The following is a 12,888-nucleotide window of genomic DNA, read 5'->3' as shown; positions in this document are numbered from 1 at the left end:
TTGGCAGAAAGTACAGGTATCGGCTCAGTTTTCCCCTTCAACTGACAGGTCCGCAAGCGAAAAATGTAGGCACTCGATTTCTAATAATCAACACCGACCCTGGTCGCGTGCTTCGTGCGAGTCATAAGAACAATGAAAACCCTCAAGACCCAAGTCGCTATTATCGGCGCCGGCCCCTCTGGCCTGCTGCTCGGCCAATTGCTGCACAACGCCGGCATCGACACTGTCATCCTCGAACGCCAGACCCCGGACTATGTACTGGGCCGCATCCGCGCCGGTGTACTGGAGCAAGGCATGGTCGAACTGCTGCGCCAGGCTGGCGTCGGCCAACGCATGGACGCCGAAGGCCTGCCCCATGACGGCTTTGAACTGGTGCTCAACGATCGGCGGGTGCACATCGACCTCAAGGGCCTGACTGGCGGTAAAAACGTCATGGTCTACGGCCAGACCGAAGTGACCCGTGACCTGATGGCCGCCCGCGAAGCCGCCGGCGCCCGCACGTTGTACCTGGCCAGCAACGCCCAGCCCCACGACATGCAAACCGAGCACCCTTTCGTGACCTTCGAGCATGAAGGGCAAACCTTGCGCCTGGACTGCGACTACATTGCCGGTTGCGACGGTTTCCACGGCGTGGCGCGACAGTCCATTCCGGCGGAAAAACTCAAGGTCTTCGAACGCGTCTACCCATTTGGCTGGCTCGGCGTGCTGGCCGACACCCCGCCGGTTCACGAAGAGTTGGTCTACGCTCGGCACGCCCGCGGCTTTGCCCTGTGCAGCATGCGCTCCAAGACCCGCACCCGTTACTACCTGCAAGTCCCTGCCGAGGAACAAGTGGCCGACTGGCCGGACGAGCGTTTCTGGCATGAACTGAAAAACCGCCTGCCCACCGACCTGGCCGAAGCCCTGGTGACCGGCCCGTCCATCGAGAAAAGCATCGCGCCGCTGCGCAGCTTCGTGGTCGAGCCGATGCAGTACGGGCGGATGTTCCTGGTGGGCGACGCGGCGCACATCGTCCCACCGACCGGGGCCAAGGGGCTGAACCTGGCCGCCAGCGATGTCAGTACGTTGTTCAACATCCTGCTCAAGGTCTATCGCGACGGCCGTGTGGACTTGCTGGAGCAGTATTCGGCCATCTGCCTGCGGCGCGTCTGGAAAGCCGAACGGTTCTCGTGGTGGATGACTTCGATGCTGCACCGCTTCGACGACGATGCCTTCAACCAGCGCATCAGCGAAGCCGAGCTCGAGTACTTCCTCGACTCCGAGGCCGGCCGAAAAACCATTGCGGAAAATTACGTTGGACTTCCTTACGAGGCTATCGAATAGCCGCCTACCGACTTAAACTGCGGGCTCCGTCCCATTCGCCTCTTCGGCGCAATGCCCGCAGGTTCTGCCGTGACTCAGCTCAATACACTCCAAGCCCCGAAACCGGCCATCCGCAGCGTGCTGGTGGCCCTGATGCTGGCGATTTTCCTGGGTGCGCTGGACCAGACCATCGTCGCCGTCTCGATGCCGGCCATTTCCGCACAATTTGCCGACGTCAGCCTGCTGGCCTGGGTGATTTCCGGCTACATGGTCGCCATGACCGTGGCGGTGCCCATCTACGGCAAGCTCGGTGACCTCTACGGACGCCGGCCGCTGATGCTGTTCGGCATGGGCCTGTTCACCCTGGCCTCGCTGTTCTGTGGCCTGGCGCAAAACATGGAGCAACTGGTGCTGGCGCGGATCGTCCAGGGCATCGGTGCCGGCGGGATGATTTCGGTGAGCCAGGCGATCATCGGCGACATCATCCCGCCCCGCGAACGGGGGCGCTACCAAGGGTATTTCAGCAGCATGTACGCGGTGGCCAGCGTGGCCGGGCCGGTGCTCGGTGGCTACATGACCGAATACTTGTCGTGGCGCTGGGTGTTCTGGATCAACCTGCCGCTGGGCCTCACGGCCTGGTGGGTGGCCCGACGCACCCTGGTGGGGCTGCCAGTACCGCAACGCACGCCGATCATCGATTACCTGGGCACCGTGTTGCTGATCATTGGCCTGACGGCGTTGCTGCTGGGGATCACCGAGGTCGGCCAGGGCCATGCCTGGCACAGCCGTGAAGTGCTGGGGTTGCTGGGTTGCGCGGGGATAGCCCTGGGGACGTTCTCCTGGTACGAGCGCCGGGCGCGGGAACCGTTGCTGCCGATGCACCTGTTCGCCAACCGCAGCGCGGTGCTGTGCTGGTGCACGGTGTTCTTCACCAGTTTCCAGGCGATTTCCCTGACGGTGCTGGTGCCGTTGCGCTTCCAGAGCGTGACCGGCGCCGGTGCCGACAGTGCGGCGTTGCACTTGTTGCCGCTGGCGATAGGGCTGCCGATCGGTGCGTATTTCGCCGGCCGCCGGACCTCGGTCACGGGGCGCTACAAACCGATGATCCTGAGCGGTGCCCTGCTCTTTCCCTTCGCCATCCTCGGCATGGCCTTCACTGCGCCTGACGCGTTCTGGCTCAGCAGCCTGTTCATGCTGCTCAGCGGCATCGCCTCCGGCATGCAGTTCCCCACGTCGCTGGTGGGTTCGCAGAACTCGGTACAACAAGCGGATATCGGTGTCGCCACCAGCACCACCAACCTGTTCCGTTCCCTTGGCGGCGCAGTGGGCGTGGCGTTGATGTCGGCCTTGCTGCTGGCCTTGCTGCAGGATTCAAGCCTGGCCCAACTCGCCGGCGCGTCGCTGATCGGTGAAGGACATGCCGGCAACGTCTTGCTGGACGGCCTCAACGCCGCCCCGGGCGAAGCCCAGAACGCCTTGCGCCAGGCATTGCAGGCGACATTCCGGCATTTGCTGTTGATCAGCGCGGCGGTATCGCTGTTGGGGCTGGCGGCCGCGGTGGCGATGCCCAATCGCTTGCTGCGTGGGCGGGATGAAAAGGCTGGGTAACCTGTATCGGTGAAGAAGGATTGTGGGAGCAAAGCTTGCTCGCGAAACAGGCACCTCGGTTTTTTGAAAGACCGCATCGCCTTCATCGCGGGCAAGCCTTGCTCCCACACAAGCCTTGCTCGCACAAATGCTATCAAGCCGTCGCCGCGACACCCTGCGACATCACCTGCGCGCTCATCCCGTCCTTCATCCGCTTGGCATCGCGCACGAAGCAGCGTGACGCCAGGAACAGGAACACCATGGTCAACAGCAGCGCCACCGGGATCAGGTACATCGCATCGTGCAGGCCGATGGCCTTGAATGCTTCGGTCATCTGGTCGACACCCGCGCTGGCCATGGCCGTACGGGCGAAGTAGTCGGACAAGCCGCCCACCACCACCGGCCCCAGGCCGCCGCCGAGCAAATACAGCCCGGCAAAGTACAACGCCATCGCCGTGGCGCGCAGGCGTGGCTCCACCACGTCCTGGATCGCGGTGTAGACGCAGGTGTAAAAGTTATAGGCAAACAGCCAACCCACGCTGAACACCGCCACGAACACGCCGATTTCAATGCGTCCGGCATGCAGGGCCCACGCCGTGGTGACCGTCGAGATCGCCAGGCTGAACGCGGCAAACAGCAGGCGGCCGTTGGGCACGCGCTGGTGGATCTTGTCCGCGACCCAGCCGCCCAGGGTGAGCCCGAACAACCCCGTCACGCCCACCATGATCCCGGTGGCCACGGCCGCCTCGTGCAGCGGCATCAGGAAATAACGTTGCAGCATTGGCACCAGGAAGGAGTTGCAGGCATAGGTGGCGAAGTTGAAGCACAGCCCCGCCAGCACCAGCCATAGGAAGGTGGGAATCGCCAGCACCCGGCGAACCGGCTTGTCGATTTTTTCCTGGGAGACCTGCACGGTTTCCGCCGCGCCGCGCTTGGGCTCCTTGATGAAAAACATGAACACCGCCAGCACCAGCCCCGGCACCGCCGCGATGAAGAACGGCGCACGCCAGCTGTCGAACGCCTTGACCATCGCGCCAATGGTGAAAAACGCCAGCAGCAGGCCCAGGGGCAGGCCGAGCATGAAGATGCCCATCGCCCGAGCCCGACGGTGCGCCGGGAACAGATCGCCAATCAGTGAGTTGGCGGCGGGTGCGTAGCTGGCCTCGCCGATACCGACGCCCATGCGCACCACCAGGAACGCCCAGAAACTGCCCACCAGGCCGTTCACCGCCGTCAGTCCGCTCCAGGCCGCCAGGCCCCAGCCCATCAACTTGCTGCGCGAACCGGTATCGGCCATGCGCCCCAGCGGCAAGCCGGCGATGGCATAAACGATGGTGAAAGCGGTGCCGATGATGCCGATCTGGAAGTCGCTGAGGCTCCACTCCATGCGGATCGGCTCGATGATGATCGCCGGGATGGTGCGGTCGAAGAAATTGAACAGGTTGGCCAGGAACAACAGGAACAGAATGCGCCAGGCATTCGCCGCTTGGGTCGAGTTCTGCATGGGTCCGTCTCTTTTATTGTTATGGGCCAACGGTCCGTGGCCTGGATATGCAATCTAGACAGCGGCACGGGAGCTGTCTCCAATCATTCGCAAGGCTGATACCCGCCCATGGGACGCGGCGTATTTCTTGATGCCGATCAAACTCCTGTAACAATTGCCATCATTTTGCCTTTTGCTGGTTAAAGATCGAAGTCCGGTGGCCGATTCAACGTGATCAGGAAAAGATTATCCCGAGCGCTGCTCAGGCCGTAGCCCTGACCGCTTGGACCGATTTTCGCGTTTATCCAGGCGCGAACTCCCATCCGCGAGCGTTCGATGATCGCATTCGTCGAGCCACCAGTTCAGGCACATGGCGCACAATGACCTCAAAAAAAACAGCCACTGCGGTATCCGATCTGACCTTGAGCCCGGCCGCCAACGGCCCGGAAGTCTCGAAGCCGTCGAGCCCCCCGCGCCCTCTGTCGACCCAGCAGTATCTGTATTTCACCGAAACCAACACCGACCGTATCCTCGATAACCTCGACGGCCTGCGTGACACCGTGTTCCCGCGCCCGCCGCACCTGGTGGACGACGAATACGACCGCGCCCAGCAGGAGTTCCCGTCGGTGTGCCTGATCGGCCTGGGTCGCTGCGGCTCCAACATCGCCCTGGACGTGGCCGAGCTGGTGTACAACGCCCGCAAGTTCTACCTCAACGAATTCAACGCCGAAGACAAAGGCTACAGCGACAAGGGCTACAGCCCCGCACAATGGATCCGCAACAACCTGCGCCTGGGCACCAGCAAGGCCAGCAAGCCGGTGTTCCTGGTAGAGCCGCTGGTGATGCTCGGCGACCTGGACAAGGACATCGCCGGGCGCATCCGTTTCTCGCGCAAGGGCGAAAAAAGCGGCTTCTTGCGCGACTACAGCAAAATGAAAATCATGGACCTGTCGGAAGTCCACGCCGGTGGTGCCGGTAACGCGCCGATCCTGGGCCAGTACCTGGCCAAGATCATCCTGAACAAGGACACCCAGCGCTTCTCCAGCCCCGACTGGAAAATGATCCACTCGTACCTGATCGACAGCTGCGGCATCAAGGCCAACCAGTCGCGCCTGTACTTCTCGATCTTCAGCGCCGGCGGCGGTACCGGCTCGGGCATGGCCTCGGAGTTCGGCCTGGCCCAGCAGTACTCGTACATGAACAAGACGTTCGACACCAAGCCGATGGACGAACACGACAGCAAGAGCGGCCACTCCTTCGTCTTCGAGCCGATCTTCACCAGCGGCATCTGCGTGCTGCCGAACATTTCCGACCACCGCAGCGAAATGTCCGAAGCCTTGCACATCAACGCCGGACGCCTGCTGTGCAAGTACCTGTCGGAAGAATGGGATTTCTCGTACAACTTCGCCAACGAAGACAGCAGCGAAGCCAGCGTGATGGGCCGTATCCGGCCGTGGAACGCGATGATGCTGATCTCCAACGACATCATGCGCTACGCCGAAGAAAGCGATGACGGCAACATCCAGAACATTGATGTCAATGCCATGGAGAAGCATGCCAACCAGTACATCTCCCAGCAGATCTTCAACATCCTGACGGCCCAGGCCGTCACCACCGACTACGACCAGAACTACTTCCGCCGTGCCGGCATCGACATCGGCGAAACCATTCGCCTGGACGCCAACGACCTGTTCATGAGCCTGGCCGGCCCGGTGGCAATCGCCTACGCCGAGTCTGTCGTCCCGGAAACCCCGGTGCCGAGCGGCGACAAGTTCAAGGTGTTCGAGAAAGAGCCGCCGCGCCTGAACATCGACGACCTGTTCTTCCGTTCCATCGACCTGCCGCACTTCAACAAAGTCACCCAGGCCATCGAAGGCATCAGCCTGTTGCCGATCGAATCCAAGCGCTACCGCGCCTCCCTGGAGCAATACAAGAATTCCGGCTACGACGCCGCGGCCCTGCATGACCTGCACTTCTTCAAGAACTGCTCGTCGGTGGTGTCCATCGTCTCCTTGCCCAAGGACTACAAGCTGTCCTACATGGACCTGAACCGGCTCAAGACCCACCTCAACAGCCTGTTCCCCAACACCACGCTCAAGCGTTACGCGTTGGTGATCGGCGCCTCGGCGAACCTGTCGCTGACCACCCTGATCGCCAAGAGCCCGTGCCTGTCGGATGATTTCCTGACCTTGATCGTCGCCTTCATCAAACGCTGCTTCGCCCGCACCCCGTACCGTTTCGACGAAACCCTGGACAACTCGATCCTGGACTTCATCATCAATGAAGACTTCGACGAAGCACGCATCGACGACCTGCTCAACGAATTCGAAAACCCGGCGAAGATCCTCGACACCAACTGGTACGCGATCAAGCCGATGTACGAGAAGAAGTACCGCGAGCTGATCAATGACAAGGACAAGTTCGTCTCGATCAACGACATCCGCCTGTCCCGCGACTGCGTGAAGAAATCCATCAAGTACCTGCGCGAGATCTACCGTCACCGCATTGGCAAGACCAAGGTTATTTCCCTCAATAACCATACTGGCAGGACTTACTGAGGCTGGTGCAGGGACCGCGTCGCCTCGATCGCGAGCAAGCTCGCTGCCACAAGGGTTTGTGTACACAGGCCCACTGTGGGAGCGAGCTTGCTCGCGATAGCGGTCCTGAATCCTGCACCTGAACAACATCCAGAAACAATTGAGCAGCCCAAAGGCTGCTCCATGAACTGTTCCCGTTACGTATACGTCACCCTGCCCTGTGGCGTTTCGCCACGGCAGGGTGCCATCACGCTACTCACCTACACACTTTTTCAAACGCAAAAACACGAACCAACTTGGTGCACCAATCAATTCGACGCCCTTTCCTGGATCATAATCCACGGCGAAACCACCACCGCCCAAAGCTGCGGATCGCGCTCCAGAAAATCCAGCGCCCGCGTTTCAGACAGCTTGGCGAGCTGGTCGGCGGCCAGCCAGGCGGCGACTTTGGTACCTTCGTCCTGGGCGACGGCCTCGGCGGCGGCGATCAAATCCAGTGCCGGATCGACCCACAATAGGGCACCCTTGGCAAAGAACGGCTCCAGCTCTTTCCAGGTGATGGATGCGGTTTCTCCAAGCAGCTTGGCATAGAGGGTGCTAGGTTCTTGATTCATGGGACCTGTCCGGAAAAGAAATCGGCGCGAATGATAACGTCGGTGGTCTGGCAGAAAAACCCGGTAGCAAATTGCGGTACCGATTGAAAAGCGCAGGAAAGCCAAGGATTGCCGAAACGACCGGACAACCCCCGCCGCTATTCTGTCTTTTTCTTTCAATTAAGCGACACCCCCAGGTTTTGCCCCCAAGCGCCAGCTTCCCTTGCCAACAATGGGCGCTCTACACTGTACCGGTACAGTTGCCGGGGCATTTTCCGCGAGGGTATCCAAGATATCTGACCCGGTTCTGCTGCTACGGCGCCAGGACTATAAAAACTACAACAGCATGAGTGGAGCACTATGACTAAGGCTACTAAGCAGATTTCCAAACTGTTTGCCGCTATGGTTCTGGCCGGGGTTGCCAGCCATTCGTTTGCCGCCGACACCATCAAGATCGGCATCGCCGGCCCGAAGACCGGCCCTGTAGCCCAATACGGCGACATGCAGTTCAGTGGCGCGAAAATGGCCATCGAACAGATCAACGCCAAGGGCGGCGTCGACGGCAAGCAGCTCGTCGCCGTCGAGTACGATGACGCCTGTGATCCAAAACAAGCGGTCGCGGTCGCGAACAAAGTCGTCAACGACGGCGTCAAGTTCGTGGTCGGCCACCTGTGCTCCAGCTCCACCCAGCCAGCTTCCGACATCTACGAAGACGAAGGCGTGGTCATGATCACCCCGGCGGCCACCAGCCCGGACATCACCGCTCGCGGCTACAAGATGATCTTCCGCACCATCGGCCTGGACAGCGCCCAAGGCCCTGCGGCCGGCAACTACATCGCCGACCACGTCAAGCCGAAGATCGTTGCGGTCCTGCACGACAAGCAGCAGTACGGTGAAGGCATCGCCAGCGCCGTGAAGAAAACCCTCGAAGGCAAAGGCGTGAAAGTGGCCGTCTTCGAAGGCGTGAACGCCGGCGACAAAGACTTCTCCTCGATGATCGCCAAGCTCAAGCAAGCCAACGTCGACTTCGTCTACTACGGCGGCTACCACCCGGAGCTGGGCCTGATCCTGCGTCAATCCCAGGAAAAAGGCCTGAAGGCCAAGTTCATGGGTCCGGAAGGCGTGGGTAACGACTCCATCTCGCAAATCGCCAAGGAATCCTCCGAAGGCCTGCTGGTGACCCTGCCGAAATCCTTCGACCAGGATCCGGCCAACGTTGCCCTGGCTGACGCGTTCAAGGCCAAGAAAGAAGACCCGAGCGGTCCGTTCGTGTTCCCGTCCTACTCCGCAGTGACCGTGATCGCTGACGCCATCAAGGCTGCCAAGAGTGAAGACGCAGGCAAAGTGGCTGAAGCCATCCACGCCGGCACCTTCAAGACCCCTACCGGTGACCTGAGCTTTGACGCCAAAGGCGACCTGAAGGACTTCAAGTTCGTGGTCTACGAGTGGCACTTCGGCAAACCTAAAACCGAAGCTTCGCCTCAGTAAGGCCTGGCCGGACTGACTGCCAATAAAGCCCACGGCGTGCCGTGGGCTTTGTTTTAAATGTATTGGGCCGCGCTGGCGTGATCCGCCAGCCTCCCCACCTGAAAATCTCAAAACCGTCATCAGCGGTTCGCTGGCAAACCTCGTGTTCGAAGTGGATGCAGATCCACGGGGCCCGGGCGGGAAAATGACTCCACCAGTGAAATGCGTATCAGGTTTTTAGGAGCGCTGTAATGCCTGACATCTATCACTTCTTCCAGCAGCTGGTTAACGGCCTGACCGTTGGCAGCACGTATGCCCTGATCGCCATCGGCTATACGATGGTCTACGGCATCATTGGAATGATCAACTTCGCCCACGGCGAGGTGTACATGATCGGCTCCTACGTGGCGTTCATCGCCATCGCCGGGCTGAGCATGATGGGACTCGACAGTGTCCCGCTGTTGATGACCGCGGCGTTTCTCGCGAGCATCGTCGTCACCAGCTCCTATGGCTACAGCATCGAACGGATCGCCTACCGCCCCCTGCGCGGCAGCAACCGTCTGATCCCGCTGATCTCCGCCATCGGCATGTCGATCTTCCTGCAGAACACGGTACTGCTTTCGCAAGACTCCAAGGACAAATCCATTCCCAACCTGATCCCGGGCAACTTTGCCATCGGGCCAGGCGGGGCACATGAAGTGCTGATTTCCTACATGCAAATCGTGGTGTTCGTGGTGACCTTGGTCGCCATGCTCGGCCTGACGCTGTTCATCTCCCGTTCCCGCCTCGGCCGCGCCTGCCGCGCCTGTGCCGAGGACATCAAGATGGCCAACCTGCTGGGCATCAACACCAACAACATCATCGCCCTGACCTTCGTCATCGGTGCGGCCCTGGCGGCCATCGCCGCGGTGCTGTTGAGCATGCAATACGGCGTGATCAACCCCAACGCCGGCTTCCTCGTGGGCCTGAAGGCCTTCACCGCCGCGGTACTGGGCGGCATCGGCAGCATCCCCGGGGCGATGCTCGGCGGGTTGGTGCTGGGCGTGGCGGAAGCCTTTGGCGCCGATATCTTCGGCGACCAGTACAAGGACGTCGTGGCGTTCGGCTTGTTGGTTCTGGTTCTGTTATTCCGGCCGACCGGCATCCTGGGCCGCCCGGAGGTTGAGAAAGTATGACTAGGCATCTCAAATCGGCGCTTTTCAGCGCCCTGCTGGTCTGGGCCGTGGCCTACCCGGTACTGGGTCTTAAACTGACCATCGTCGGCATCAACCTGGAAGTGCACGGCACCAGCCCGGCGATCCTGGCGACCATCGCCGTGTGCTCGCTGCTGATGTTCGTGCGCGTGCTGTTCAGCACACAGATCAGCGCGGCGTGGAAGTCTTCGCCCGGCCTGCCGGTGATCCCGGCCAAGGCCAGCCACTTCCTGACCCTGCCGAGCACCCAGCGCTGGATCGTGCTGGGCCTAATCGTCGTGGCCCTGGTGTGGCCGTTCTTCGGCTCTCGCGGCGCGGTGGACATCGCCACGCTGATCCTGATCTACGTGATGCTGGGCCTGGGCCTGAACATCGTCGTAGGCCTGGCCGGCCTGCTGGACCTGGGTTACGTCGGTTTCTACGCCGTCGGCGCCTACAGCTACGCGCTGCTGTCCCACTACTTCGGCCTGAGCTTCTGGATCTGCCTGCCCATCGCCGGGATGATGGCCGCCACCTTCGGTTTCCTGCTGGGTTTCCCGGTCCTGCGCTTGCGCGGCGACTACCTGGCGATCGTGACCCTGGGTTTTGGCGAGATCATCCGCCTGTTCCTGCGCAACCTGACCGACATCACCGGTGGCCCGAACGGCATCAGCAACATCGAGAAACCGACGTTCTTCGGCCTGACCTTCGAACGTAAAGCCGCCGAAGGCCTGCAGACCTTCCACGAGTACTTCGGCCTGGAATACAACTCGATCAACAAGGTGATCTTCCTCTACCTGGTTGCCCTGCTGCTGGCCCTGGCCGCGCTGTTCGTCATCAACCGCCTGCTGCGCATGCCGATCGGCCGCGCCTGGGAGGCACTGCGTGAAGACGAAATCGCCTGCCGTGCCCTGGGTCTCAACCCAACCGTGATCAAACTGTCGGCCTTTACCCTCGGCGCTGCGTTCGCCGGTTTTGCCGGCAGCTTCTTCGCCGCGCGCCAAGGCCTGGTGACGCCGGAATCCTTCACCTTCATCGAGTCGGCGATCATCCTCGCCATCGTGGTGCTGGGCGGGATGGGCTCGCAGTTGGGCGTGATCCTGGCGGCGATCGTGATGATCCTGCTGCCGGAAATGATGCGTGAATTCAGCGAATACCGCATGTTGATGTTCGGCGCCTTGATGGTGCTGATGATGATCTGGCGTCCTCAAGGTCTGCTGCCTATGCAACGCCCCCACATGGAGCTGCGCAAATGAGCCGCGAGATCCTGAAAGTCGAAAACTTGAGCATGCGCTTCGGCGGTTTGCTGGCGGTCAACGGCGTGGCCCTGACCGTGAAAGAGAAGCAAGTGGTTGCCCTGATCGGGCCGAACGGCGCGGGCAAGACCACCGTGTTCAACTGCCTGACCGGCTTCTACCAGCCCACCGGCGGCACCATCCTGCTGGACGGCGAGCCGATCCAGGGCCTGCCCGGCCACCACATCGCCCGCAAGGGTGTGGTGCGTACCTTCCAGAACGTGCGGCTGTTCAAGGACATGACGGCGGTCGAGAACCTGTTGATCGCCCAGCATCGTCATTTGAACACCAACTTCTTTGCCGGCCTGTTCAAGACCCCGGCGTTCCGCAAAAGCGAACGCGAGGCCATGGAGTACGCCGAGTACTGGCTGGACAAGGTCAACCTCACCGAGTTCGCCAACCGTACCGCCGGCACCCTGGCCTACGGTCAGCAACGGCGCCTGGAAATCGCCCGCTGCATGATGACCCGTCCGCGGATCCTCATGCTCGACGAACCGGCCGCCGGCCTGAACCCGAAGGAAACCGAAGACCTGAAGGCCCTGATCGGCGTGCTGCGTGAGGAGCACAACGTCACCGTGCTGCTGATCGAGCACGACATGAAGCTGGTCATGAGCATTTCCGACCACATCGTCGTGATCAACCAGGGCACGCCCCTGGCCGACGGTACGCCGGAACAGATCCGCGACAATCCTGAAGTGATCAAAGCCTACCTGGGGGAAGCGTAAATGCTGCAGTTCGAAAACGTTTCCACCTTCTACGGCAAGATCCAGGCCCTGCACAGCGTCAACGTCGAAGTCCGCCAGGGCGAAATCGTCACGCTGATCGGTGCCAACGGTGCCGGCAAATCCACCCTGCTGATGACGCTCTGCGGTTCGCCCCAGGCCCACAGCGGCAGCATCCGCTACATGGGTGAGGAACTGGTGGGCCAGGACTCGGCGCGGATCATGCGCAAGAGCATCGCCGTGGTACCTGAGGGCCGTCGGGTATTTGCCCGACTGACCGTGGAAGAAAACCTCGCCATGGGCGGATTTTTCACCGACAAGGGCGACTATCAGGAACAAATGGACAAGGTCCTGCACCTTTTCCCACGCCTGAAAGAACGCTTTACCCAGCGCGGCGGCACCATGTCCGGCGGTGAACAGCAAATGCTCGCCATCGGCCGTGCGCTGATGAGCAAACCCAAGCTGCTGCTGCTCGACGAGCCTTCCCTGGGCCTGGCACCGATCATCATCCAGCAGATCTTCGACATCATCGAGCAACTGCGCAAGGATGGCGTGACGGTGTTCCTGGTGGAGCAGAACGCCAACCAGGCGCTGAAAATCGCCGACCGGGCGTACGTGCTGGAGAACGGCCGGGTGGTGATGCAAGGCACCGGCGAAGCCCTGCTGACCGACCCGAAAGTGCGCGAGGCGTATCTGGGCGGTTGAGTCTGTCACAGTAAAAGAAACGGCC

At 61.1% G+C, this 12,888-nt stretch carries 10 protein-coding genes; 8 read left to right on the top strand and 2 right to left on the bottom strand.

Features of this window, described 5'->3' with window-relative positions:
• Window positions 1–132 precede the first annotated feature (132 nt).
• On the top strand, window positions 133–1,323 hold the full coding sequence (gene pobA / locus ACZ5M5_RS06765; RefSeq protein WP_060738889.1) for a 4-hydroxybenzoate 3-monooxygenase: 1,191 nt from the start codon (window positions 133–135) through the stop codon (window positions 1,321–1,323).
• 69 nt (window positions 1,324–1,392) lie between these two features.
• Window positions 1,393–2,910 (top strand): MDR family MFS transporter, encoded by a 1,518-nt coding sequence (locus tag ACZ5M5_RS06760; RefSeq protein WP_464738802.1) that lies wholly within the window; start codon window positions 1,393–1,395, stop codon window positions 2,908–2,910.
• A gap of 133 nt (window positions 2,911–3,043) precedes the next feature.
• Here the strand turns inward: ACZ5M5_RS06760 and ACZ5M5_RS06755 are convergent, their stop codons facing one another.
• Window positions 3,044–4,393 carry a spinster family MFS transporter gene (locus ACZ5M5_RS06755; RefSeq protein ID WP_060738891.1) on the bottom strand — a complete coding sequence of 450 codons (1,350 nt, stop codon included), beginning with the start codon at window positions 4,391–4,393 and terminating at the stop codon, window positions 3,044–3,046.
• Window positions 4,394–4,752: 359 nt separating this feature from the next.
• Between ACZ5M5_RS06755 and ACZ5M5_RS06750 the strand changes: the two genes are divergently transcribed.
• A complete protein-coding gene (locus ACZ5M5_RS06750) occupies window positions 4,753–6,930 on the top strand; it encodes a hypothetical protein (protein ID WP_060738892.1) in 2,178 nt (725 codons plus the stop codon).
• Between the two features lie 287 nt (window positions 6,931–7,217).
• Here ACZ5M5_RS06750 and ACZ5M5_RS06745 read toward each other — a convergent pair whose 3' ends face one another.
• The gene (locus ACZ5M5_RS06745; RefSeq protein WP_053119051.1) at window positions 7,218–7,523 is read right to left on the bottom strand and encodes a DUF2288 domain-containing protein; all 306 of its coding nucleotides are present in this window, start codon (window positions 7,521–7,523) and stop codon (window positions 7,218–7,220) included.
• Window positions 7,524–7,862: 339 nt separating this feature from the next.
• On the opposite strand from ACZ5M5_RS06745, the gene ACZ5M5_RS06740 reads away from it, so the two are divergent.
• The 5 genes from ACZ5M5_RS06740 (at window position 7,863) to ACZ5M5_RS06720 (ending at window position 12,863) form a co-directional block, all read left to right on the top strand.
• A complete protein-coding gene (locus ACZ5M5_RS06740) occupies window positions 7,863–8,990 on the top strand; it encodes a branched-chain amino acid ABC transporter substrate-binding protein (RefSeq protein ID WP_103308796.1) in 1,128 nt (375 codons plus the stop codon).
• Between the two features lie 230 nt (window positions 8,991–9,220).
• Entirely contained in the window at window positions 9,221–10,144 is a 924-nt protein-coding gene (gene livH / locus ACZ5M5_RS06735) for a high-affinity branched-chain amino acid ABC transporter permease LivH (RefSeq protein WP_060738894.1), read from the top strand.
• Window positions 10,141–11,397, top strand: a complete 1,257-nt coding sequence (locus ACZ5M5_RS06730; RefSeq protein ID WP_060738895.1) for a high-affinity branched-chain amino acid ABC transporter permease LivM — start codon at window positions 10,141–10,143, stop codon at window positions 11,395–11,397. The genes livH and ACZ5M5_RS06730 overlap by 4 nt, the downstream gene beginning before the upstream one ends.
• The gene (gene livG / locus ACZ5M5_RS06725; RefSeq protein WP_060738896.1) at window positions 11,394–12,161 is read left to right on the top strand and encodes a high-affinity branched-chain amino acid ABC transporter ATP-binding protein LivG; all 768 of its coding nucleotides are present in this window, start codon (window positions 11,394–11,396) and stop codon (window positions 12,159–12,161) included. Before ACZ5M5_RS06730 ends, livG begins: the two co-directional genes overlap by 4 nt.
• Window positions 12,162–12,863 (top strand): ABC transporter ATP-binding protein, encoded by a 702-nt coding sequence (locus tag ACZ5M5_RS06720; RefSeq protein WP_003184675.1) that lies wholly within the window; start codon window positions 12,162–12,164, stop codon window positions 12,861–12,863.
• The last annotated feature ends 25 nt before the right edge of the window (window positions 12,864–12,888 follow it).

Source organism: Pseudomonas sp. Van50, from assembly GCF_055390755.1.
The sequence above is the reverse complement of the archived record's forward strand: the minus strand, read 5'-3'. Positions and strand labels throughout refer to the sequence as shown.

Coding starts and splice junctions, on each gene's coding strand:
- ACZ5M5_RS06740 (WP_103308796.1), top strand. CDS start 7,863: ATGACTAAGGCTACTAAGCAGATTTCCAAACTGTTTGCCGCTATGGTT.
- ACZ5M5_RS06750 (WP_060738892.1), top strand. CDS start 4,753: ATGACCTCAAAAAAAACAGCCACTGCGGTATCCGATCTGACCTTGAGC.
- livH (WP_060738894.1), top strand. CDS start 9,221: ATGCCTGACATCTATCACTTCTTCCAGCAGCTGGTTAACGGCCTGACC.
- pobA (WP_060738889.1), top strand. CDS start 133: ATGAAAACCCTCAAGACCCAAGTCGCTATTATCGGCGCCGGCCCCTCT.
- ACZ5M5_RS06730 (WP_060738895.1), top strand. CDS start 10,141: ATGACTAGGCATCTCAAATCGGCGCTTTTCAGCGCCCTGCTGGTCTGG.
- ACZ5M5_RS06745 (WP_053119051.1), bottom strand. CDS start 7,523: ATGAATCAAGAACCTAGCACCCTCTATGCCAAGCTGCTTGGAGAAACC.
- ACZ5M5_RS06720 (WP_003184675.1), top strand. CDS start 12,162: ATGCTGCAGTTCGAAAACGTTTCCACCTTCTACGGCAAGATCCAGGCC.
- ACZ5M5_RS06755 (WP_060738891.1), bottom strand. CDS start 4,393: ATGCAGAACTCGACCCAAGCGGCGAATGCCTGGCGCATTCTGTTCCTG.
- livG (WP_060738896.1), top strand. CDS start 11,394: ATGAGCCGCGAGATCCTGAAAGTCGAAAACTTGAGCATGCGCTTCGGC.